At 48.5% G+C, this 22,166-nt stretch carries 22 protein-coding genes and 2 tRNA genes; 11 read left to right on the plus strand and 13 right to left on the minus strand.

Annotation, left to right across the window (positions count from 1 at the left end):
• Positions 1 to 160 precede the first annotated feature (160 nt).
• The 7 genes from J7619_RS13180 (at position 161) to J7619_RS13210 (ending at position 6,045) form a co-directional block, all read left to right on the plus strand.
• Positions 161 to 1,339, plus strand: a complete 1,179-nt coding sequence (locus tag J7619_RS13180) for a cysteine desulfurase family protein (protein WP_291200349.1) — start codon at positions 161 to 163, stop codon at positions 1,337 to 1,339.
• Positions 1,305 to 2,498, plus strand: coding sequence for an XdhC family protein (locus tag J7619_RS13185; protein ID WP_291198897.1), 1,194 nt, complete (start codon positions 1,305 to 1,307; stop codon positions 2,496 to 2,498). The genes J7619_RS13180 and J7619_RS13185 overlap by 35 nt, the downstream gene beginning before the upstream one ends.
• Positions 2,499 to 2,504: 6 nt before the next feature.
• On the plus strand, positions 2,505 to 3,104 hold the full coding sequence (locus tag J7619_RS13190) for a nucleotidyltransferase family protein (RefSeq protein WP_291198899.1): 600 nt from the start codon (positions 2,505 to 2,507) through the stop codon (positions 3,102 to 3,104).
• 117 nt (positions 3,105 to 3,221) lie between these two features.
• A complete protein-coding gene (locus J7619_RS13195; protein ID WP_291198901.1) occupies positions 3,222 to 4,058 on the plus strand; it encodes an ATP-binding cassette domain-containing protein in 837 nt (278 codons plus the stop codon).
• A 103-nt stretch (positions 4,059 to 4,161) separates the two neighbouring features.
• The gene (locus J7619_RS13200; RefSeq protein WP_291198903.1) at positions 4,162 to 4,974 is read left to right on the plus strand and encodes a hypothetical protein; all 813 of its coding nucleotides are present in this window, start codon (positions 4,162 to 4,164) and stop codon (positions 4,972 to 4,974) included.
• Between the two features lie 12 nt (positions 4,975 to 4,986).
• Complete coding sequence (locus J7619_RS13205; protein WP_291198905.1) at positions 4,987 to 5,367, plus strand: GntR family transcriptional regulator; 381 nt, start codon at positions 4,987 to 4,989, stop codon at positions 5,365 to 5,367.
• 3 nt (positions 5,368 to 5,370) lie between these two features.
• Positions 5,371 to 6,045 carry a GIN domain-containing protein gene (locus tag J7619_RS13210; protein WP_291198907.1) on the plus strand — a complete coding sequence of 225 codons (675 nt, stop codon included), beginning with the start codon at positions 5,371 to 5,373 and terminating at the stop codon, positions 6,043 to 6,045.
• Between the two features lie 85 nt (positions 6,046 to 6,130).
• Here the strand turns inward: J7619_RS13210 and J7619_RS13215 are convergent, their stop codons facing one another.
• From J7619_RS13215 to gndA, 5 genes are all read right to left on the minus strand, one after another.
• Positions 6,131 to 6,964 carry an SPFH domain-containing protein gene (locus tag J7619_RS13215; protein ID WP_291198909.1) on the minus strand — a complete coding sequence of 278 codons (834 nt, stop codon included), beginning with the start codon at positions 6,962 to 6,964 and terminating at the stop codon, positions 6,131 to 6,133.
• 6 nt (positions 6,965 to 6,970) lie between these two features.
• Positions 6,971 to 7,147: a hypothetical protein gene (locus J7619_RS13220; RefSeq protein ID WP_291198911.1), complete on the minus strand. Its 177-nt coding sequence runs from the start codon at positions 7,145 to 7,147 to the stop codon at positions 6,971 to 6,973.
• A gap of 170 nt (positions 7,148 to 7,317) precedes the next feature.
• Entirely contained in the window at positions 7,318 to 8,037 is a 720-nt protein-coding gene (gene pgl, locus J7619_RS13225; protein WP_291198913.1) for a 6-phosphogluconolactonase, read from the minus strand.
• Positions 8,038 to 8,040: 3 nt separating this feature from the next.
• Positions 8,041 to 9,546 (minus strand): glucose-6-phosphate dehydrogenase, encoded by a 1,506-nt coding sequence (zwf, locus tag J7619_RS13230; protein ID WP_291198915.1) that lies wholly within the window; start codon positions 9,544 to 9,546, stop codon positions 8,041 to 8,043.
• Between the two features lie 12 nt (positions 9,547 to 9,558).
• Positions 9,559 to 10,971 carry an NADP-dependent phosphogluconate dehydrogenase gene (gene gndA / locus J7619_RS13235; RefSeq protein WP_291198917.1) on the minus strand — a complete coding sequence of 471 codons (1,413 nt, stop codon included), beginning with the start codon at positions 10,969 to 10,971 and terminating at the stop codon, positions 9,559 to 9,561.
• 175 nt (positions 10,972 to 11,146) lie between these two features.
• Between gndA and J7619_RS13240 the strand changes: the two genes are divergently transcribed.
• On the plus strand, positions 11,147 to 13,249 hold the full coding sequence (locus J7619_RS13240) for an alpha-galactosidase (protein ID WP_291198919.1): 2,103 nt from the start codon (positions 11,147 to 11,149) through the stop codon (positions 13,247 to 13,249).
• 57 nt (positions 13,250 to 13,306) lie between these two features.
• Here the strand turns inward: J7619_RS13240 and J7619_RS13245 are convergent, their stop codons facing one another.
• The 8 genes from J7619_RS13245 to J7619_RS13280 form a co-directional block, all read right to left on the minus strand.
• Complete coding sequence (locus J7619_RS13245; protein WP_291198921.1) at positions 13,307 to 14,023, minus strand: hypothetical protein; 717 nt, start codon at positions 14,021 to 14,023, stop codon at positions 13,307 to 13,309.
• A 174-nt stretch (positions 14,024 to 14,197) separates the two neighbouring features.
• Positions 14,198 to 14,271 (minus strand) — tRNA-Ala (locus J7619_RS13250).
• A 136-nt stretch (positions 14,272 to 14,407) separates the two neighbouring features.
• Positions 14,408 to 14,584 carry a hypothetical protein gene (locus J7619_RS13255; RefSeq protein WP_291198923.1) on the minus strand — a complete coding sequence of 59 codons (177 nt, stop codon included), beginning with the start codon at positions 14,582 to 14,584 and terminating at the stop codon, positions 14,408 to 14,410.
• A gap of 76 nt (positions 14,585 to 14,660) precedes the next feature.
• Positions 14,661 to 15,185 (minus strand): PolC-type DNA polymerase III, encoded by a 525-nt coding sequence (locus J7619_RS13260; protein WP_291198925.1) that lies wholly within the window; start codon positions 15,183 to 15,185, stop codon positions 14,661 to 14,663.
• A gap of 152 nt (positions 15,186 to 15,337) precedes the next feature.
• On the minus strand, positions 15,338 to 16,363 hold the full coding sequence (locus J7619_RS13265) for an energy transducer TonB (RefSeq protein ID WP_291198927.1): 1,026 nt from the start codon (positions 16,361 to 16,363) through the stop codon (positions 15,338 to 15,340).
• Positions 16,364 to 16,401: 38 nt separating this feature from the next.
• Complete coding sequence (locus tag J7619_RS13270; protein WP_015814590.1) at positions 16,402 to 16,755, minus strand: PadR family transcriptional regulator; 354 nt, start codon at positions 16,753 to 16,755, stop codon at positions 16,402 to 16,404.
• 95 nt (positions 16,756 to 16,850) lie between these two features.
• Positions 16,851 to 17,321 carry an Lrp/AsnC ligand binding domain-containing protein gene (locus J7619_RS13275; protein ID WP_015814589.1) on the minus strand — a complete coding sequence of 157 codons (471 nt, stop codon included), beginning with the start codon at positions 17,319 to 17,321 and terminating at the stop codon, positions 16,851 to 16,853.
• A 1,028-nt stretch (positions 17,322 to 18,349) separates the two neighbouring features.
• Positions 18,350 to 18,423, minus strand: a tRNA-Asp gene (locus J7619_RS13280).
• Positions 18,424 to 18,585: 162 nt separating this feature from the next.
• Between J7619_RS13280 and J7619_RS13285 the strand changes: the two genes are divergently transcribed.
• The 3 genes from J7619_RS13285 (at position 18,586) to J7619_RS13295 (ending at position 22,128) form a co-directional block, all read left to right on the plus strand.
• The gene (locus J7619_RS13285) at positions 18,586 to 19,686 is read left to right on the plus strand and encodes a Nif3-like dinuclear metal center hexameric protein (protein ID WP_291198931.1); all 1,101 of its coding nucleotides are present in this window, start codon (positions 18,586 to 18,588) and stop codon (positions 19,684 to 19,686) included.
• Positions 19,687 to 19,783: 97 nt separating this feature from the next.
• Positions 19,784 to 20,530: a zinc ribbon domain-containing protein gene (locus J7619_RS13290; RefSeq protein WP_106595892.1), complete on the plus strand. Its 747-nt coding sequence runs from the start codon at positions 19,784 to 19,786 to the stop codon at positions 20,528 to 20,530.
• A 50-nt stretch (positions 20,531 to 20,580) separates the two neighbouring features.
• Positions 20,581 to 22,128, plus strand: a complete 1,548-nt coding sequence (locus tag J7619_RS13295) for a tetratricopeptide repeat protein (protein WP_291198934.1) — start codon at positions 20,581 to 20,583, stop codon at positions 22,126 to 22,128.
• Positions 22,129 to 22,166 lie beyond the last annotated feature (38 nt).

Below are 22,166 nucleotides of genomic sequence, written 5' to 3' on the forward strand. Positions count from 1 at the left end.
CTAATCAAATCATCAAACTGAATACCGATTTTCATAATTATAGTTAACCTGTTCGTTTAAGTTTCGGAAACCATCTCATGTTTAAAATGAGATGGTTTTTTGTTTATTTTGAACTAACCCTGCCCGTTTTGCTTTTTTAAACAAAAACCAACCTATGCCCTTGAAATTGCCTGTTTACCTGGATCATAACGCGACCACCCCTGTGGACCCGAGGGTTCTGCAGGAGATGCTCCCCTATTTTTCGGACAGGTTCGGCAATGCTGCCAGTCGCACGCATTCCTATGGCTGGGAAGCAGAAGAATCGGTGGACATCGCGCGCGAGCAGATCGCGAACCTCATTGGCGCGCACCCGCAGGAGATCGTTTTCACATCCGGCGCGACGGAGGCGGTTAATCTGGCCATTAAAGGTGTTTTTGAAAATTCGGAACAGCCGGAAAAGCATATTATCACCGTGTGCACCGAGCACAAGGCCGTGCTCGACACTTGTAAACATATCGAACGCCTCGGCGGCAATGTTACCTACCTGCCTGTCGATGCCAATGGGCTGATCAGCCTCACAGATATTGAGAATGCCATCACTGCCCATACCATTCTCATTGCAGTCATGTATGCCAATAACGAGACGGGCGTGATCCAGCCCATTCGGGAAATAGCTGCTATTGCGAAAAAACACCATATTCCATTCCTGTCCGACGCCACGCAGGCTGTCGGTAAAGTACCTGTGAATGTCCAGAACGACGGGATAGACCTGCTGGCATTGAGTGCGCACAAGATCTACGGTCCGAAAGGCGTAGGCGCTTTGTACGTGCGCAAAAAGAACCCGGTCGTAACACTGACAGCCCAGATTGACGGCGGCGGCCATGAAAGGAACATGCGCAGCGGCACCCTGAATGTCCCCGGTATTGTAGGGCTCGGATGGGCCTGTGAGATTGCCGGTGCCGAAATGGCCCGTGAGAGCAAGCGCGTTGCTGCGCTCAGGAATGCATTTGAAGTGGAACTGCTTGTGCTGCAAGACATTGAAATCAACGCAGAGGACGTTCGCAGGCTCCCGCATTGTACCAATATCTCATTTGGGCAGATATATGGCGAAAAATTGATATTCGAAGCGGGCAGCGACCTGGCATTTTCGCGCAGCTCGGCATGCACCTCCGCCACTTTGGAACCCAGCTATGTACTGAAAGCGATGGGATTCTCCGATGAGCGCATTCATAACTCGTTCCGTTTCAGCTTCGGAAGATTCTCTACCGAAGAGCATGTAAACCATGCCGTTTCCGTTATTTCAAAGATTGTAAAACAACATCGCCATGAAAGAGATCACGGACATCATCCGGTCGTATGAGCAGGCATTGATCACCGGTAAGCGCATGGCGCTCGCGACGGTCGTGCACGTGGAGGGCTCCTCGTACAGGCGCCCGGGTGCGCGCATGCTCGTGACCGACGACGGCCAGCTTACCGGAGCGATCAGCGGTGGATGCCTTGAAGGCGACGCATTGCGAAAGGCATTACTGGCCATCTCCCAACAAAAAAACAAGCTGGTAACCTATGACACGACCGACGAAAACGACACAACGCTCGGTGTTCAGCTCGGTTGCAACGGGATTGTCCATATTCTCTTTGAACCCATTCAGACCGACGACGCCGATAATCCGGTGGAGCTGTTGAAAAAAGTGTCTGCCAAAAGACAAAACGCGGTCCTGGTAACCTTGTTCTCGCTGCATTCCCGCACGGGCGCGCAACCGGGTACCTGCTTCCTGCATTTGCAAACCGACAATCAGGTAACTTGCAACTCCACCGGACCGGGGATGCACGACCAGCTATTGTCCGAAACCCATACTGCCTACCAGCGGGGTGATTCGTTTTTCAAGGCATTCGACAGCAAACGGACCGGCTTCGTCGAATATTTCAATACCCCACCTTCCCTCATCATAGCCGGCGCAGGTAATGACACGATTCCGCTCACCGAAATGGCGAATGTGTTGGGATGGGATGTGACCGTCGTCGACGGACGCACCGGCCATGCTACCCGACAGCGGTTTCCCAAAGCCGGAAAAGTACTGGTATCGCGCGCTGAGGATGTTTTGAAGCACATTACCGTCGATGAACGTACATTTGTGCTGCTCATGACGCATAACTACAATTACGATCTCGCGTTATTGAAACAGCTGTTGACGGTTGATGCCTGCCAATATGTAGGCGCATTAGGCCCGAAAAAGAAGCTCGAACGCATGTATTCTGAGCTGGAAAACGAGGGGATGGTGATCACCAACGAGCAAAAGGCTAAGGTATATGGGCCGGTAGGACTTGATATCGGTGCCGAAACTTCCGAAGAAATCGCATTGTCGGTATTGGCAGAAATTAAAGCCGTGCTCGGCAGACGTGCAGGATTTTCCCTCCGCGAAAAACTCGAACCGATTCATAACCGCGCCAATCAACACGTGGACTATACCCGCGATGAAAAGGAAGATTTTCTTTGTGCGGTTCAAACCGCTTCAAACTAATCGCCCATGCCGCACGAAGAATATGGCATTGTCATTCTGGCCGCGGGCAATTCTTCACGGCTCGGCGAGCCCAAGCAGCTGCTGTCATTTCGAGGCAAGAGCCTGATCCGCCACGTTGCCGAAGCGGCGGTGGAAGTGGTGGGGAGCAACGCCATTGTTGTTACGGGTTCTAATCCGGAGTGGATTGAGCAGGCACTCGAAGGTCTGCCTTGTCAGTTCGCATTCAATGCAAATTGGCAGGAAGGTATGTCGGCCTCCATTAAGACGGGGATTAATGCACTGCAATCGCATGTTCCCCACGTTAAAGCCTCCATTCTCGCTGTAAGTGACCAGCCATTTGTCACCGTCGAAACCTTCCGCGCATTAATTCAAGTTTTCGAAGAAACCACAAAAGGTATTGTCGCCTCCCAATACAGCGATTCGCTCGGCACGCCGGCTCTTTTTGCCGCCTCCTACTTCCCTGCCCTACTCCAACTCACCGGCGCCGAAGGAGCGAAAAAGCTCTTCAAACGTTATCCTGACGAGGTTTCCGTCTATCCATTTCCACAAGGAAGCGTCGATATCGACACACAGGAAGACTATAAGCGGTTGATTTCCGGCATTTAGTGTTTTCACCTCCCCCAATACTTTCTCAAAATTATTTTGCGCGCCTTGTTGCGATTGTCAAACGATCAGTTACATTTGCAGTGTACTATTTAACTAATACACTAAAACAATTGAGCCATGATTCACCTTAACCAGGTTTCTTTTGGGTACGGAAAGCGTAAAAAATTGTTTGAAAACCTCGACCTGCATCTCGACGCCGGGCATATCTACGGTTTGCTAGGCAAAAACGGGGCCGGGAAATCGAGTTTGCTGCGCAATATGGTCGGGTTGCTCTTCCCCACCGGAGGACGCATCGAAGTGGGCGGCTACGAGCCGTGCAAACGTCAGCCCGCATTCTTGCAGGACATCTTTTTTCTTCCCGAAGAGATTTACCTTCCCTCCGTAACAGTCGATAAATACCTGAGTCTCATGGCACCTTTTTACCCAAAGTTCGACGAGCAGCTTTTTCGCGCATACATTTCAGAACTCGACATTCCCGAAGGCAACAAGCTCACGGGCATGTCGTACGGACAGAAGAAAAAAGTACTGATCGCATTCGCATTAGCGACCAATACCCGCATGCTCATCATGGACGAGCCGACCAACGGCCTTGATATCCCTTCGAAAAGTCAATTCCGCAGATTGGTATCGTCTGCACTCGATAAAGATCGCCTGATCCTGATTTCCACGCACCAGGTTCGCGACCTCGATAACTTGATCGATGCCATTATCATCCTCGAAGACAGTAAGATCCTTATCAAACACAGCCTCGATACCGTCGCCGAGCGACTCTGCTTCGGCGTGCTGCCGAGCATCGAGTATGACGAGCGCGTGCTGTATTCCGAACCCTCGTTACGCGGGTACAAAGCCGTTTTTGAAAATTCGACGCAGGAAGAAAGCCGCGTAGACCTGGAACATTTGTTCAATGCAGTTATTGAAAATCCCCAGCGGATCAGCCAGATTTTTGCCTGTTAGCCATGAAAATAATCCTTATCCTGTTGCTTGCATTAGCCGGGGCATTGCTCCGATACGTGCTGCCATTCCTCGTCCCAATCCCTTCATCCCCTATTATGATCCTATGAACCAGACATTTGATATTCATCGCTTCGCTTTAATGCTCCGGCTTGAAATCGCTGAAAGAGGGAGGAATTACCTGTTGATGGCCCTCCTGATGGCCTTTGCCATGGTAGTAATGATGACACCCGTAACCCTATCGCATGAATTCAGCGGCTTCCGCGAGGTGCTTCATTATTTTGCATTGTTCCTCATCGTCCTTTTTGGCGGCAGCCTTTTTACCAGCGGTGCGCTCGCCCAATACTCAACTTCCGCAACTGGCATTTCCGCACTGATGGTCCCGGCATCGACGATGGAAAAATTCCTTACTTCCCTGCTTTTCAACCTCATTTTCCTTGTTCCGCTGATCACCTTTTACTGGTGGTTGCACTATTACACGCTTGGATTTGCTAACGGAAACCTTACCAACCAGGCCTCTAAATACCATCCCATGCCAGCGGATATTGTAATCTATACGACATTCGGGTATTTTGGAATACATGCCTGTGTGTTTCTGGGATCTATTTTTTTCAAGAAAAGCGCCTATATCAAAACGGCGGTCGCAGCTGTAAGCATTGCTTTCATAGTGAGTGTTCTCAACACGATGATTGCCATTAAGTTCACAGACAACCCCACCAAGGTGACAGCCATGCCGCTGACCGGTTGGAAGTTATGGTATTACAATGAAGATGGGAGTACGAAATGGCGATTCGCCTCAACTCACTACTACCTTCCATTGTCCGACAATCTGTTACTGACGGCACAACTCGTTACCGGAGCGTTCATCATTCTCCTCTGGATGTGTGCATTTTATCAGTTGAAGGAACGGGAGATTTAACATTCAAATACAATGGAATTTAAAGATAAACAGGCCATTTACCTCCAAATCGCGGATTACATCTGTGAGCAGATCCTGCTGGGCAATTGGCCGCCGGGCGAGCGCATCCCGTCGGTTCGCGATCTCGCGGCAATGATAGAAGTTAACCCAAACACCGTTATGAGAACCTACGAGTTTCTGCAAAGCAAGGAGATCATTTTCAATAAAAGGGGCATCGGATACTCTGCCGACGAAAAGGCGGTGGAAAAGATCGTCGAATACAAAAAGGAGCGCTTCCTCGCGGCAGAACTGCCCGAGTTTTTCAAAAACATCTACCTGTTAGGAATCGATATCAGCGAGCTACGCACGCGATATGAGAAGTTTGTGGAAGAAATGTACCCTTTAACCAAATAGACCATGAAGACCAGCCATATACTTTTCCTCACGACGATAACACTTTTTATCGCATTTACACTGGGGATTAACTGGGTACTAAAAGGTGAGTTCGAAAAAATCGACAAAAACGACCCTTACGTCGGCTTTTCGAGCCATCCGCTGAAACCATTTAAATATGTTAAACTCTACGGCTCGGGCATCGGGCTCACTGAAATCCGGACAGACAGAGCGCCCGAGCTGAAAATGATCATCGAGCCGAGATTCATTGACTGGAAAGTAACCAACGACACATTGACCATCTTCTATAAGAACGACTGGAAACGTAATAACATGGTTATTGCCGGTGATTACGAGGCCAGGCCGTCCATTTACGTATTCACGCCGGAACTAGCCGGTATCACCTCCGACCAGATCAGGACGAGAGTAATGCGCGCTAAAACGCCTCACCTGGACATCCATCAAAACGGCGATGGTATGCTGATCATGCGTTCTGAAATATCAAAAATCAAGGTGGATATCAAACAGAACGGCTACCTGCGATTCCACGCCTCGAATAACCCGCTGGATGCCGACATTTCGGTAGCCGACAGTAGCTCTTTCCACAGCGATAAGAATATTTTCAAGCATCTCAATGTCTCCATCGATAGCATGGCTCATTTGGATGTTCCGGGAAGTGTCATTCAGAAGCTCAAATAGAAAAGGCCTGGAGTGAACTTGCATTGAAGCCGTAGCTTCGCTGGACTGTTCATTCCGGGACCTGTTCTTTCCTTACTTAGCTACACTATTTAATCCCCAACATCAAACTAGTGCTTCCACCCGCATTCGTCGTGGGCAGGATACCGTTCCATTTCGCCACCCACTCCTGCTGAATCAGTAATGGTGTCAGGGTCTTTTGGCGCAGCTGGTTGGCTTCTGCTTCGGCCCGGGCCTTGATCAGCGTTGCCTTCGCTTGCCCTTCCGCACGGGCGATGAGGACTTTCGCTTCGGCTTCCGCTTGTTTCGCCTGGTTTTCGGCCTTCAAGCGGGCTTGGATGGAGGCGTTCTTTTCGTCGATCATCTGGCGGAGCGATGGCGGTGGAGTAATGGCAGACGTGAGCTGGTCGTATACGAAGCCGTCTTTTCCGAGGGTTTTAGTCAGCACATTCTGCACACGGTCTTCAAAAACCTCGCGGTTGGACATCACGCTGTCGGAAGTGAACGAGTTCGCCACAATCCGGTAAGCGTCGTAAATGGTGTTTTTCATAAACCCTTGCTGGATCTCGGCTAACGGTCGTCTGTATTGGCGGTAGATCTGCGGTACTTTGTCGGGGTTGATGTGGTAGTTCAATTTCGGATCGACTTTGAATTCCGCCGCGTCTTTGGTCGTAATCACAAACGATTCGTAATCAACGCTCTGAGTATAAGTAGGAAACTCTACGATTTTGGTCGTCCATGAATTGTACCAGACGCGGCCGGTGACTAGCGTAATGTTATCGACACCCTTTTCGCTTCCATAGAGGTTAATACGTATGCCGACATTCCCCGCATCGATGTTTTCGAACGAAAAAGGTTGTATGGCCAGCGCCATGATCAATACAATAACTGTCAGAATTCCAATAATAATGTTTCGCTTCATATTCGATTACAGTTTAGATTTCAATTGGTTTACAATTTGTCCCAGGACAATATATAGGAAGTAGAGGGACAGCCCGATAATCGCCAGACCGGCAAATACGAGCCAATCGGACTGGGCATTAACCAGCCGCAACGCGTAGGTTACCACGATGACAACCGCCGCGATTTTCAGAATGTGTATCATGTGAGTGAGGTTTGTTCGACGTAAAATTAATACGCTATCGAACGAAGGGCCGTTAGATTTTATCTAATGGCGCTGCGGATTGTTGAGCGCATTAAAAACCCCATAAACAGCACGAAGCGCGCCGACGGATCGACGCGCTTCGCAGCATTTGGAATAGAACAATATACCTGTTAAAGCAGGGCGGCCGCAGCCTCGTCCACAAACCAGTGCAATTGCCCTTTTACAGGCTGAATGATCTGGGAAGGATAGAGGTCTACATTCTTCTCTCCTTTTAAAACCTGTCTTAAAACCTCGGCCTTGCCTGCACCGGCCGCCAGGAACGCCACGCACGCAGCATTGTTCACCACCGGGGCCGTGAGCGTAATGCGGTGCATATCCTGTGCTTTCAGGAAGAACGAAGTCGCGAGCACATGCTGCTCGTGAATCACTTCCGTACCAGGGAAAAGCGACAATGTGTGACCATCATCCCCCATGCCCAGCAATACGAAGTCGAATGTGGTTTCCGAACCTTCGAAATAGGTATTTACGATCTTTTCATATTCAGCAGCCGACTCCTCAGGCGTAATGTCCGTGCGCATGATGTGGATGTTTTCGGCCTTTACGGGCACTTTATCCAGCAATTCATCATAACACATTTTGGCATTATTCCGCGAGTCTTCAAATGGTACTGCACGCTCGTCACCCCAGAAAAAATGGAGCTTTTCCCAGGGAATAGACTCCTTGTAAGGCGATTCGGCCAGCAATGCGTACAATGCTTTCGGCGTGCTTCCTCCCGACAATACGAAAGTGAAACGGTCCTGCTTTGCAAGCACTTGCTGAATGTAATTGTTAATCCATTCAGCAAGGCTGGCACTTAATGCTTTGGTATCCTTCTCGATATGCAACTCCATAGCTTACGGGGTTGGAGGCAGGTTGAGCCACGTATGGCCATCGCGGGCGATGAGTGCATCGGCAGCGTCGGGGCCCCATGAGTCGGGTGCGTAATTCGGGAAGTCTTGTGGCGGGCGGTTTTCCCACGCTTCGAGGATCGGCATGATCACTCTCCACGCAGCGTCCACCTGGTCGTTACGCATGAACAACGTCGCGTCGCCTTCCATGACGTCCAGAAGCAATGTTTCGTATGCTTCCGGTGCGTGTTCGCCTGCTGCATCGTAATCAAAAGTCATATCCACCGGATCGAGCATCATAGTTTGTCCCGGACGTTTGGCCTGGAAGCGGATACTGATGTCCATATTCGGCTGAATGCTGATTGTCAGACGGTTGGAGCGCCATGTTTCAGCAGACTCAGGCGGGAATGCATAATGCGGCGCTTGTTTGAAATGCAATGTAATGTGGGTCGCTTTCTGATTCAGGTATTTACCGGTCCTTACATAGAACGGTACACCCTGCCAGCGCCAGTTGTCGATATAAAACTTCACAGCCGCGAATGTATCGATGTTCGACTGCGGATTCACCCCCTCTTCCTGACGGTAACCGACTACTTTCTCGCCTTTTTTCCAGCCACCCGAATACTGACCGCGAACGGCAAAATCGTGTACCTGTTCTTTACCGATGCGACGGATCGCATTCAGCACATCTACCTTTTTATTACGGATCTCGTTCGCATCGAACGACACCGGCGGTTCCATCGCAATCATACACAGGATTTGCAGAATGTGGTTCTGCACCATATCGCGCAATGCGCCCGCGTGCTCGAAATAGCCTCCACGGCCTTCCAGACCTACCGCCTCGGCAGCCGTGATCTGAATGTGATCGATGTAGTTGCGGTTCCAGAGCGGCTCGAACAATGCATTCGCGAAGCGCAACGCGAGGATATTCTGAACGGTTTCTTTACCCAGGTAGTGGTCGATACGGAAGATCTGCTCCTCGGCGAACATGCTCGAAAGCAGCAAGTTCAGTTCGTGAGCGCTTTCCAGGTCGTGACCGAAAGGTTTTTCAACAACAATACGAGTTGTGCCTTTATCGCCACAGATCTTCAATGCACCCAGTTTCTGGGCGATCGAAGGAACAAGCTGAGGTGCTACCGCGAGGTAGAATATCACATTGGGATGCACACCCCATTCCTCTTCTTTCTCTTTAACGAGGTCGGTGATCTTGTGGTAAGCTTCTGCGTCGTCGCCATCCATTTGCAGGTAGGAAACGTGCTGCGTAAAGTCCGTCCAGTGGCCATTTTGCTTACCCTTGCGGCGCGAGAACTTCGTCACGCCGTCGAGCAAATGCTCATGGTATTTTTCATTGGAATAAGCACTCCGGCCGATACCCGCGATCGCGAACTGATCGGGCATCCAATTGTCCAGAAACAGGTTATAGAGAGCGGGAGTGAGCTTCCGGTAGTTGAGGTCCCCGCTTCCTCCAAAGATGAAGAGTACCGAGGCAGGGGGACGTTTATTGCTTTGCATAAAATTTCTGATTTATTGTTGACCCCATTCTGTGTGGAATGTACCTGGGATATCGGTACGTTGGTACGTATGCGCGCCAAAGTAGTCACGTTGCGCCTGGATCAGGTTCGTCGGCATGTACGCTGTTTTGTATGCGTCGAAGTAAGCCAGCGACGACATCAACGCAGCGGCCGGTATGCCCGACTGGGCGGCAAATGCGATCAGCGAACGTGTGTTACCTTCCACAGACTTAACCAATGCAGCTACCTCTTGGTTCAACAGAATATTGGACAATTCCGGGGTTTGCTTGTAGGCGTTCGTAAACACACCGAGGAGCGATGAACGGATAATGCAACCGCCTCTCCAGACGCTTACCACATCCGTTAAAGGTATCTCCATTTGCAGGTCTTTCGATGCCTGGAACAGCATTGCAAGGCCTTGTGCGTATGCGAGGATGGTGGCAAAATACAATGCATCGTGTACTTGCTGGATCAGCACCTGGGTTTCTTCCGAAATCGCATTGCTTGCACCGTAAAGTTCGGCCGCAACCACTCGCTCATCCTTATAACCCGATAGCGTACGCATGGCCACGGCGGTATCGATCACCGGAACCGCCACGGGTAACTCCATAGAGTCTTGTGAAGTCCATTTACCGGTTCCTTTCGAACCTGCTTTGTCGGAAATCACATCTACCAGGTGCGCGTCGGTCTTGTCGTCTTTTTGCAGGAAAATATCGGCGGTAATTTCCACCAGGAACGATTGCAGGTCGCCCTCGTTCCAGCTTTTGAATACTTCGTGAAGTTGCTGGTTGCTCAAACCCGCCTTTTTCAGGATCGCGTACGATTCGCTGATGAGCTGCATGATCGCATATTCAATACCGTTGTGCACCATTTTCACGTAGTGCCCGGCGCCTTCTTTTCCGAGGTAGGCCACGCAAGGCTCACCGTTTACCTTTGCTGCAATCGCTTCCAGCATCGGTTGCACGTGTGCATAAGCCTCTTTGTCGCCGCCCGGCATAATGCTGGGGCCTGTACGGGCACCTTTTTCACCACCCGAAACGCCGATTCCCATGAAATGAATATCCTTTTCACGGAGGTATTTCACACGGCGAAGGGTATCTGTATAATGGGAGTTTCCTCCATCGATGATAACGTCGCCTTTTTCAAGAAGAGGTAACAGGGATGCAATCACATCGTCGACCGGCTGACCTGCTGGTACCAGCATCATCACTTTGCGGGGGCGTTGCAACAGCTGGATCATCTGGGCAAGTTCCGAAACGCCCTTAACAGTGGTGCCCGGGGTGGCACTGGATTCCAACGCAGAATTTTTGGTTTCGTCCTTATCGAAACCGATAACAGAGAAACCATGATCGGCCATGTTCAGTAACAGGTTTCTTCCCATTACACCGAGTCCGATCATTCCAAAATCGAATAAGTTCTGTGACATAGATTAAACGTCTTGAATTAAGAAGCTGCAATATCAGGGTTTTTCAAAGACCAGCTTACATCTTTGTTGACATTCTATTTAAAATTTAAATTCTTCTCGATATTTTATTAAATTTACCCTCACTATGGTTAATTCATAGTTAGTTAAATAGTTAATATTTACTATACACATTACTATGTACTACAAATTTATCCGGATTGCCCTGCTGGCGATCTTTGCCTCGTGCAATGCGTTTTCGCAAGACTCGCTTGTTATTAAAAACCGCTTCCTGGAAAGAAAATTCACTATCGGTGATAATTCTTTCCACACATCCCGTTTCCAGCATCTTCTGACGAACAAAGATTACAGTCGCCCTGGCTCGGAAGAGTTTTATTTTACAATTAACGGTAAGCCGGTGAGTAGCAACGGCTCGAACGGATTATTTAAATACATCAAACACACCTCCGCCAAAACCGGTGACGGCATTCAGAAAGTGGTGGTACAGCTGGCCGGGAAACCGGGTACCAATGCGGAAAATGTGCTGGTGGATTTAACATACGAAATATACGACGAGCTGCCAGTTGTGCGGAAGCAAATCAGCATTACCAACAACACTACAAAGGCCATTGCCATCGCCGACCTGGAAGTGGAAAGGCTGAACCTCGTTCCGGTTTCGTCCCAACAAAGTGAGTTGTATACCAATTATGGCTCCCGCTTCGCCTGGCGCCCCTACTCCGGCGATCATCACGATGCTGCCATTTTTGTCTATAATAATTATGTAAAAGAGGGATTTATACTGGGTAATGAGGCGCCCAGCATCCTCAAAAAGACGGAAGTATACACCGACCACAACCGTATTTCGATCGGTATGACGAGCCTCACGGATCACTATCCGTTTAAAAAATGGATTGAACCGGGAAAAAAGTTTAACAGCCCCAGAACTTTCATCTGCCTTGTCCAGTCCCAGAAATGGGAAGATGCGTTCGAAGGCCATTTCGCCGACTTCATACGTACACGCATGGGCGTGAAACTTTTCGAGCGTAAGGAAATACCGTTTACATTCTTCAACACCTGGCGACCTTTTTACACCAATATCAATGACACGCTTGTAACCCAGCTCGCCGACGGCCTGGAAGGCACCGGCACCGATCTCTTCATTATGGATGCGGGCTGGGAAAGCAACTACGGCGACTGGGAACCGCATCCGCAGCGTTTCCCTAACGGCCTCAAACCCATCACCGACCATATCCGCAAACGCGGAATGAAAGCCGGCCTCTGGATGAGCCTTGGATCGGTCGATAAAAGCAGCAAGCTATACAAGGAACATCCTGAATGGTCGGTGTACGACAAAAATGGCGAACCCGCGTACCTGCATGAGGAAATGAAAAACCGCGTCACGATGTCCCTGGCATCAGGATATTACGATTATATATTAGAAAAAATAAAACACCACGTGCGGGAGAACGACCTCGCTTACATTAAGCTCGACCTTGCCATCGCCAACTCAGCCTACGTACTCGATTATTCCAAAAAGGGAGATTACAAATCGGAAGGCAAAGGTTATAAAGACCGCGAAAGCTCTTACTATGCCATTTACGAAAAAGCATTGCAGCTCTTCGACGACTTGCACGAGGCATTTCCTGATCTGCTCGTCGACTGTACCTACGAAGTTTGGGGAGAATATTACATCAACGACTACGCATTAATAGAGCATGCCGACTACGACTGGCTCACCAACTACGACGACGATGCGCCCATTGGCCCGATCAATATCCGCCAAATGGCTTTCGATCGCAGCCGCGCCATCCCTACGGCGACCAATCTGATCGGGAATCAGTTTATGGATTCGCCCTATTCCAAATACACATTCCTGTCGTTAGCATCCGTCAAACCAATCCTTGTCGGCGACAGCCGCAAACTTCCCGCCGAGCTGAAACCGTGGTATTTGAAATGGAATACCTGGTTCAAAATGATGGACCAGAAATATCAATTCACACGCTTCTCCTACGTTTCGGACATCTTCCAGCGACCAACCATGAGTAACTGGGACGGCGTTTACAAATTCAATAAAGAAAAGCAAGGCGGCGTGTTGTTCTTTTTCAGAAACGGATCCGTGGAAAGTTCGCGGACATTTGCATTTCCACTTGCTGAGCCTGGCAACAGGTACCGACTCTTTTCTCCGGAAGATGGCGAGGACTTCGGTGTTTTCAGCGGGAAAGAACTTAGTGATAAAGGGATTGAAATTCGAATCGATAAGCAGTTTGACTCGGTGGTATTAGGGATTGAGAAGATCAATTGAACTAATAAGTCTGCATTGGCGCCGCATACTGGCACCAATGCAGCTGTGGGCACCTATTCAAAAAGGATCGCTGGATGGAATGATATAGGGATGAAACAACAATTTGGCTTCCGCTATATCCCGATATAAACTATAATTATATGGGGCCTGGCGTAAAAGCTTCGAAGTTTCTACATTTTGAATAGCGAGGTAGTCTCTGCCTCCATCAATATGATAATTCATATACTTACCGTCGAAAGATGCGCTTCCTGACCAGACGTATGACGTCAAGAAAGCATAAGTATCGCCCACCGGGACATCGATTTTCACTTGTCGGTGGGTATCATCTGCCGGAAGGTTGCCCGAGTATGTCGGAAATTCCACACCATTGGACGTGGCCCGAAAATCCTTGCGAAGAAAATAGGTAGCAGAGTTGGAAGGGGATGGCGCGATCCGTTTGATGGTCACCTTTACTGGAAGCTGGATAAAGTACAATCCGCTGCGAGAACCTACAATCCAGTTGGCAAAACGCGGCTCTTTGATCTGAACATTTGGATTGGCAGACGTCGCGGTAGCATATACCAGCGTATCATTGGGTTTCCAACCATATTCGGCAACCCGATAAAATTCTGCTTTTACAAATTCAAACTCGCAGTCAAATGCGCGAGGAGTACCATCGATCCGGTTGCAGTTCGTAACGGGTTCGGGAATGTGATGATCCTGGCACGAAAACGCCATTGCAGTGAAAAAGACAATTAAGAGTGTAATCAGTCGCAGAAAGGAAAAGTGTTTCATTGAATGTGTTTTAATAGTGCACAAGCAAGGTAATTAAGATACTTTAACGAAGCAACAACTGATACTCCAACGGTTACATTCGGCAATTTACAGGTGCTGCGCTTCCCATGAAGAGAAAGTGGAGTGGCTAAAACATAAAAAAGCCGCTTCCGATATTTCAGAAGCGGCTTTTTGTGGAGAATATCGGATTCGAACCGACGACCTCTTGCATGCCATGCAAGCGCTCTAGCCAACTGAGCTAATCCCCCATTTCAATCATTACCGGTGTCACTTTTGAACGCCCGGCCCTCGTTTGAGGAGTGCAAAGATGAAACGGAGAATTTTCAGATGCAAGCGCCTGCCAGCGTTTTTTTAAGTATTTCTAATATGCATGATACCTACGTGTTACTTCGAGCCACCGCTAAACGCCTTCGCGAGTAGCCAGATCACGATGCCAATAACTCCCACAACGAGAATTACGCCCGTCCAGACGCCCGTTTTAAAAATGTCGCCAATCACCTCGCAACTGGTGAGCGTGAAGGACAAAAGAAGGATTATCAAGAGATTGATGTAAGCTTTCATGAGAAGGAATTATTTAGGTTAGTGATGTTCACACAACCTTCAAAAACCATTCCATGAAAGATCGGGATCGGATTTACTACTGATACAAATCCATTGGGATAAGGTTCTGCTTGTCATTCAGCAGCAGCTTTTCGAAAAGGCGAACCGTCGCTTCGGCATCGCCATGAGCACGGTGGCGATTTTCGATCATGATTTCCAGGCTTTCGCACAGGTTCCCCAGGCTGTATGATTTAAGGCCCGGGAAGATTTTCCGGCTCAGCTGAACAGTGCAAAGCAAATCGCGCTGAAAGTACTCGTCCAACGCCCCAAACTCCCGCTTGATGAATCCATAATCAAATTTCGCGTTATGGGCTACGAACCACGCGTCGCGGGTCATGGCCCTCACGGCATCCTGAACTTCAAAAAAGGTAGGCGCATCTTTCACCATTTCGTTATCGATCCCGGTAAGGCGGGTGATAAATGGCGGAATATACATTTCGGGATTAATCAGCGAGTGAAAAAAATCGACGATCCGGGTACCATCGTGTCTAAAAACTGCAATCTCTGTAATGCGTGAAGTTCCTCCCCCGCCTGTGGTCTCAATATCAACTATCGCATACATTAATTACTCACACTGAAATGGTTGCTCACTAATACCGTCATCGTTCGGACCTGCCGTGGAAAAATTTGAATAGTACAAAAAAACGAAAAAATCCCCGCCGAAGCGAGGATTTTCTTCAATAACAGGGAGGCATCTACGCAAGTGGGCGATGATCAGTCCAGTTGAAATGCGATCGGTAGTGTAAATCTAACCCTTACCGGAACGCCTGCCTGCTTGCCAGGCATCCAGTCTTTCATCATTTTCACCACTCTTACCGCTTCTTCATCGCAACCAAAACCGATGCCCTTCACTGCGGCCGCATTCTCTATTTTTCCATCAGAACCTACTGTAAATTGTACGAATACCTTTCCCTGAATACCCGCTTGTGACGCCGGTCTGGGGTATTTAAGGTTTTTACGCAGGAAAGCCGCCATCGCCTCGTTTCCACCTGCATATTGCGGCGACTGTTCTACAAACGTAAATGTCTCTTCTTTCCTCGCTTCAATGCCGGCAGCTTCCGCTTTGGGAGCTACTGTATTTTCAACCGGCGGAACGATCACATCCAAATCCGCCACTCCATCCACTGTTTCCGTCGAAGGTTGCGCATTGGTAAGGTCCTCTACCACCGGCGGCAATTCTTCAATCTCCACTTTGTCGTCCGGAAGCACCTCCGGCGTTAGCGACTTCACTGTTTTCTGCACAGGAGCCATTTCTTCTTTCACTGGTGGTGGCTTAGGCGGCTCTTCCATTGTAACATTAACAGTCTCCGCTTCTACGAGCCACGCTACGTCGTCCGGTTTGGGATCCGGGATGAGCTTAGCATAAAGCTTCGGAAACATAACGAGCAACAAAAAGAACGCTACACCCATCACAACCGCCCGCTGGACAGTCTGCCCGTAACCTTTTCTCAGATCATACGCGCCGTACGACTTGTTACGGTTCTCGAAGACGATGTCATTGAGGGATTTTTCCATGGCTAATAGATTTTGATGATCAACACTCAGATTCAGGAGGGTTTGCGCATCAGCCGTTTTCACCATATCCTGGTAAATCTGCTCGAATGGCTTGCCATCCCAAAGACTTTCCTCTGCTTCACAAGCCAGGTGATCGAGAATCTCCGGAAGCAATTCCGGATCCAGCTTGCTTGCTTGCAAATACTTGCTTATTTCGTCAATGCGATTTTCCTGAAGGCGTTTCATAGATCGATCTGTTTAGAGATTAGCCATGTACCTATTCTTTATTCTGTTGCCAGGTTTTTAGGGGCCAGCAGCAACCTTACTGCCTCTATAAAACGCTCTAAGTCATTAGTTTTAGTACGAGCGGTTTCATTTCCGCGGTGTGTCAGGGAATAATATTTCCGAAGGCGCCCGTCTACTTCCACCGACTCGGTCAACAGCAACCCCTCCTGCTCCAGTTTATGGAGCACAGGATAGAGCGCACCGAATGTGAGAGCGATAGCTCCGCCTGTTCTGTCTTTTACCTCCTGGGTAATCTCATAACCATACATCCGGTCGTGCTCTGCCAGCAGATTCAAGACAATGGTCTTTAGTGTACCCCGTACATACTCGTTGCTCGTTGTGTTATTCTCCATGAGTGAAATTTTTATACAGCAAATATATATAAGTTTTTTATATATACAATACAAATCTACAAATTTCTTTTAATGAGGTCAAGAGAAATTTACAACTAACTCTCGGCCAATGGAATAGAACGATTGATACGCTCTTCCAGCGAAATAAAGGTCTCTGTTCGCTGGATGCCGTTTACTTTTTGAATCTTGTCATGGAGGATTTCACGGAGGTGCCCGGTGTCCCTGCAAACAATCTTAAGAAAGATACTATAAATTCCCGTGGTATAATGGATATTCACAACTTCAGGTATCCCTTCCAGCTCGGTGGCCACCTGCTCGTACAACGAACTTTTATCGAGGTAGATTCCCAGGAAGGCGCTGATATCCCACCCCAGTTTGGTAGGATCGATCACGAGCTGGGAGCCCTTTACGATGCCCATTTGTTCCAACTTTTTCATCCGCACATGGACAGTGCCACCCGACACAAACACACGCTTCCCGATTTCCGTGTACGGTAACGCCGCGTTCTCGATGAGCAGGGAAAGGATGCGGAGGTCGGTATTATCAATATCTGAATATTTTTGCATTTCGTGTTAAAAGTTTGAATTCTTCGCAACAATCAAGCTCAAATTATGAAAGAATTGTAAATTTTAACAATTTTAAATGAAAATATTTTATAATTCAGATCAGAAGTTTTAGTTTTGCAGAACCAAATTATAAAAAAGCCGGCAGCAACGCCGCTTTGGCTTAGTTTGAAATCACATTGTAGGGTGATGAAATTGGCAGCCATGCCCTCCTGTCTCGGGGGTGGTGAATAAGGGATAAACGCGGCATAATGCCGACGCAAGTCGACTGGGGTGGACCACCAACAGTATTTGTACCGTAGCTAACCGCACCGTGGGTGGTTCGAATCCCCCTCCTACAGCAAAAAAAACTTGACAAGCGATTTTTTTCGTATTAGTTTTATTTGGTTTTTAGTTTGTTGATGAAGTGTAATTTGACACGCGGGTTCATTTTGAAACCTGCGTGTTTTTTTTGCACCCATTTTAAACGGGCGTAGCCATCGTCTCGCAGGTAGCAGCGCATAGCCTGCATGCCTCCGCACAAACACGGCAATGATCCATTCCCATGGCCGCATGTTGCTCACACTCAGCGGCACACGCATTGCAAACATCCGCACACACCCGGCACAGGTGCGCACTGAAATCACTTTCGAGCGTCATTAATTCCACAGCAGCATGGCATATTGCAGCGCATTCCATGTCGAGCTGTATACATTTCCGAAGATGCTCAACATGCTCCTCGCGCAGGCATGCGGTCGCACAATAGGTACACGCCTGCGCGCATGACACACAGGCATCGATACATTCCTGAAATTGGTGACTGGCCATAATTCTCGTCGTTTGGTGAAAAGATTTAAAAAATCTTTCGCCGACATGAAAATCATACCAAAGAGAAGAGCCTAAAATGCAAAAAGCCCAGATCTCTCTGAGCTTTTGCGCGGTCTGGCTGGGCGGCATTCCGCTGGGCCGGCAATCCGGCAGGACTCGAACCGCCCGCGTATTCCCGAAAGTCTCAAAAATGCAAAAAGCCCAGATATCTCTGAGCTTTTGTGCGGTCTGGACGGGACTCGAACCCGCGACCCCATGCGTGACAGGCATGTATTCTAACCAACTGAACTACCAAACCGATTCGTTTCACAAGCGTTTTTGTAAAACGTGGTGCAAAACTACTACTAATATTTACGATTGCAACACCTTACACAGCAATTTAGTTATTTTATTTGTAAATCAATAACTCTTCAACTAAGAATATTCTGAAAATGAAATAGTTGAATCACTGGAAAAATTTATGACTTTCATCAAAGAAATTTTAACCGAACTCGAAAAGCTCGCCCCACTGCCCTACCAGGAAGATTATGACAACGCGGGACTGCTGGTCGGCACACCCGACACGGAAGTTACCGGTATCCTCTTCACGCTCGATATTACGGAGGATATTGTAGACGAGGCCGTCCGCAAGCAATGTAACCTCATCGTCGCTCACCATCCTATTATTTTCAAAGGCCTGAAAAAGCTCAATGGAAAAAACTACGTCGAACGTACCGTCATCAAGGCTATCAAAAACGACATCGCGCTGTATGCCACACATACCAATCTCGACCATGTTGTGGGAGGAGTAAACTGGCAAATCGCCAAAAGGCTCGGCCTTCAAAACATCAGGGTACTGGCCCCTAAAAGGCAAATCCTGTCGAAGCTGGCTTTTTTCTGCCCGGTTGAAAACACACAGCAAATATTGCAAGCGCTCTTTGAAGCCGGCGCCGGCGAAATCGGCGAATACCGGAATTGCAGCTTCCGCGGTGAGGGATTGGGCACATTTCTTCCCAGCAATAATGCCAACCCAGCTATTGGCACGCGTGGCGAGCTGGAAACAGTGAACGAGCATCGTGTGGAAATAATGTTGCCTTCGCATTTACAAGGGCAGGTACTCGGCGCACTCAAGCGCGCGCATCCGTACGAGGAAGTAGCGTATTATATGTCTGCCCTTGAAAACGAGAACCAGGAAGTAGGTGCAGGGGCGATCGGCGAGCTTCCGGAAGCGCTGGACACAATAGCATTCTTAACCCATTTAAAGCATAGTATGGAAGCTTCTGTCATCAAACATACCGACCCTACCGGCAAGGTCATCCGTCGCGTGGCGGTATGCGGAGGAGCGGGCAGCTTTTTGCTCCGTAATGCCATTTCAGCCCAAGCCGATGTGTATGTTACGGCCGATTACAAGTATCACGAATTTTTCGACGCCGAGGGACGCATTATGATCTGTGACTTAGGCCATTATGAAAGCGAAGTATTTACGAAAAATTTATTGCATGACTATATATCAGGAAAATTTAGTAATTTCGCACTCTGTTTGTCAGAAATCAGTACCAATCCGGTGCGGTATTTTTCCTGAAAACCGGTTTTGACAACGAATTCTGCTGATAATCTGTTTAAATTAGGGCTGACTACCTCACATTTCAAGCATTGAAACAAGTCCATAAAAGACATACATGGAAAACACAATCGCACAAAAACTAGATGCTCTCCTGAAACTTCAGGAAATCGATTCAAGCCTTGACGAAATACTAAAAACCCGCGGGGACCTGCCCGAAGAAGTAAGGGACCTCGAAGACGAGATTGCAGGATTCGAAACGCGTTTAGGAAAATTTAAATCTGAAATTGCCAATCTGAACACAGAAATCGACAATTTCAAAAATGCACAGAAAGAAGGGGAAAAGCTGATCAAGAAATACAAAGATCAGCAGATGAACGTCCGCAACAACCGCGAATACGACGCCATCACCAAGGAAATAGAATTGCAAGAACTCGATATGCAACTGGCCGACAAGAAGATCAACGAAGCCAGAGCACGTATCCGCCTCATCGAAGAAGATGCCAACCGCGCGGAATCGATCCTGAATGAAAGAAACGAAGACCTGAAAGTGAAGAAAAACGAACTTTCGGTGATTACCTCGGAAAGCCAGGCCGAAGAACAGGCATTGATTGCTGAAAGAGAGAAACACATTAAGAAAATCGAAGAACGCTTACTGAAATCTTACCAGAAAATCCGCGACAACTCGCTCAACGGTCTGGCCGTTGTGCACGTACAGCGTGGAGCCTGCGGTGGCTGTTTCAGCATCGTTCCTCCTCAGCGCCAGGCTGATATCCGCGAGCGGAAAAAACTGATCGTTTGTGAACACTGCGGACGTATCCTCGCCGACGTGGAAAGCGTTCAGCCTGTTCATCAGCGCCGCTAGGATTTTTAATATTAAATTGAAAGGTTGTCTTATCCGGGCAACCTTTTTTTATGTACATTAATATGAGCAGCAGTTATTCGGAAGGGCTATATCCGGTATTCAGGGGATTGCTGTGCCTGCTCTCACTATTTGTCCATCAGGCTGCATTAGCTACCGAAGAGCAAGCCGACGTCATCTTTTCGCCGAAGCTGCAAAAAGCCTATTTTGAAATACAAAAACTGAGACTACCCGCGGCTCGCGAGCTGATCGACGATGAAAGGGCCGGCAACCCCGACAACCCGTTCATCTCCTATCTCGACAGCTATGCCGACCTGCATTACCTGCTGATCGCCGAGGACCGTTCCCGCTACAAAGTCTTTACCCAGCAACAAGACAAACGGCTCGACCAGGTAGGGAAACTTTCTGAAAAATCTCCATACAAGCAACTTTTCCAGGCCGACATCCGCCTGCATTCCGCATTCGCCAAGCTCAAATTCGGGAATGAAGTGAGCGGCTCTTGGGAGATCATTAAGGCATACCGGCTGCTGGAAGACAACCGCAAGAAATTCCCGGCATTCACCCCCACGCTCAAATCGCTCGGACTGCTCCACGTATTAATTGGCTCCATTCCTGAAAACTTTACCTGGATTGCTAAAATCCTCGGATTAAGAGGCAACATTACTCAGGGGATTCGTGAACTGCGTGAGGTAGTCAAGGAGGAGCCGTTTTTCAGGCAGGAAGCCGAACTGATCGATTTACTATTGCATGCATACACCCTACAACTGAGCCCCGAGCAGCAAAACCGGATCCGACAATGGCCGAAGGAACAACCCGATAACCTGCTGCTGCATTTCTTTGCCACCACAGTTTTAATGAAAGAAAACCGGAGTGAAGAGGCTTCGCATTTCCTCGCAGAGGCCCCCAAAGGGAAGGAATACATGCCCTTTCCCTTCCTGCATTACCTGCGCGGTGAGATTGCGTTGCAAAACGGCGACTATGACGAATCATTTGCCTCATATACGAGGTTCCTGAAACAGTATGCGGGGTTCAATTACATCAAGGACAGTTATTTCAAGATGTTCATGTGCCGTTGGCTGGCCGGACGCGATCAGGAAGCGGCAGGCTACATCCTGAAAGTAGCTCAAACAGGAAGCACCATTGTAGAGGCCGATCAGTTTGCCGAAAGGATTGCGAAGGAATTCAGCGAAGGGAAAATCAATCCGCAACAAAAGATACTCTACAAAGCCAGGTACGCGACAGATGGCGGCTATTTCCAGAGGGCCTGGGAACTGATGAAAACTGTTTCGGAGAAAAGTTTTGCCACAACCTATGAAAAGGCTGAATTCAATTATCGAATGGCGCGAATTCTTCAAAAATCAGGTCGTACCAATGAATGTATGCCATTTTACGAGCGCTCGATCGCGCTCGGACAGGCAGATGCAGCTGCGGGAGGTTTCGCTGCGTCGTCTGCATTACAAATGGGTTATGTTCATCAAAAAAACACTGATAATCAGAAAGCTATATCGTATTTCAAAAAAGCCATGAGCTTCAAAAAACACGAGTATAAGAACAGCATTGATAACAAAGCACGGGCGGCGCTGACCGAGTTGGGACAATAGCATTTGTTACCAAAGCACATTTTCTGCGTATCAAGGAT

Origin of the sequence: Dyadobacter sp. (assembly GCF_017744695.1) — a bacterium.
Taxonomy (GTDB): Bacteria; Bacteroidota; Bacteroidia; order Cytophagales; family Spirosomataceae; genus Dyadobacter.

Bases quoted from the DNA above. Each gene is read 5' to 3' on its own strand.
- J7619_RS13185 (WP_291198897.1), top strand. From the start codon at position 1,305: ATGAAAGAGATCACGGACATCATCCGGTCGTATGAGCAGGCATTGATC.
- J7619_RS13190 (WP_291198899.1), top strand. From the start codon at position 2,505: ATGCCGCACGAAGAATATGGCATTGTCATTCTGGCCGCGGGCAATTCT.
- J7619_RS13195 (WP_291198901.1), top strand. From the start codon at position 3,222: ATGATTCACCTTAACCAGGTTTCTTTTGGGTACGGAAAGCGTAAAAAA.
- J7619_RS13200 (WP_291198903.1), top strand. From the start codon at position 4,162: ATGAACCAGACATTTGATATTCATCGCTTCGCTTTAATGCTCCGGCTT.
- J7619_RS13205 (WP_291198905.1), top strand. From the start codon at position 4,987: ATGGAATTTAAAGATAAACAGGCCATTTACCTCCAAATCGCGGATTAC.
- J7619_RS13210 (WP_291198907.1), top strand. From the start codon at position 5,371: ATGAAGACCAGCCATATACTTTTCCTCACGACGATAACACTTTTTATC.
- J7619_RS13215 (WP_291198909.1), bottom strand. From the start codon at position 6,964: ATGAAGCGAAACATTATTATTGGAATTCTGACAGTTATTGTATTGATC.
- J7619_RS13220 (WP_291198911.1), bottom strand. From the start codon at position 7,147: ATGATACACATTCTGAAAATCGCGGCGGTTGTCATCGTGGTAACCTAC.
- pgl (WP_291198913.1), bottom strand. From the start codon at position 8,037: ATGGAGTTGCATATCGAGAAGGATACCAAAGCATTAAGTGCCAGCCTT.
- zwf (WP_291198915.1), bottom strand. From the start codon at position 9,546: ATGCAAAGCAATAAACGTCCCCCTGCCTCGGTACTCTTCATCTTTGGA.
- gndA (WP_291198917.1), bottom strand. From the start codon at position 10,971: ATGTCACAGAACTTATTCGATTTTGGAATGATCGGACTCGGTGTAATG.
- J7619_RS13240 (WP_291198919.1), top strand. From the start codon at position 11,147: ATGTACTACAAATTTATCCGGATTGCCCTGCTGGCGATCTTTGCCTCG.
- J7619_RS13245 (WP_291198921.1), bottom strand. From the start codon at position 14,023: ATGAAACACTTTTCCTTTCTGCGACTGATTACACTCTTAATTGTCTTT.
- J7619_RS13255 (WP_291198923.1), bottom strand. From the start codon at position 14,584: ATGAAAGCTTACATCAATCTCTTGATAATCCTTCTTTTGTCCTTCACG.
- J7619_RS13260 (WP_291198925.1), bottom strand. From the start codon at position 15,185: ATGTATGCGATAGTTGATATTGAGACCACAGGCGGGGGAGGAACTTCA.
- J7619_RS13265 (WP_291198927.1), bottom strand. From the start codon at position 16,363: ATGAAACGCCTTCAGGAAAATCGCATTGACGAAATAAGCAAGTATTTG.
- J7619_RS13270 (WP_015814590.1), bottom strand. From the start codon at position 16,755: ATGGAGAATAACACAACGAGCAACGAGTATGTACGGGGTACACTAAAG.
- J7619_RS13275 (WP_015814589.1), bottom strand. From the start codon at position 17,321: ATGCAAAAATATTCAGATATTGATAATACCGACCTCCGCATCCTTTCC.
- J7619_RS13285 (WP_291198931.1), top strand. From the start codon at position 18,586: ATGACTTTCATCAAAGAAATTTTAACCGAACTCGAAAAGCTCGCCCCA.
- J7619_RS13290 (WP_106595892.1), top strand. From the start codon at position 19,784: ATGGAAAACACAATCGCACAAAAACTAGATGCTCTCCTGAAACTTCAG.
- J7619_RS13295 (WP_291198934.1), top strand. From the start codon at position 20,581: ATGTACATTAATATGAGCAGCAGTTATTCGGAAGGGCTATATCCGGTA.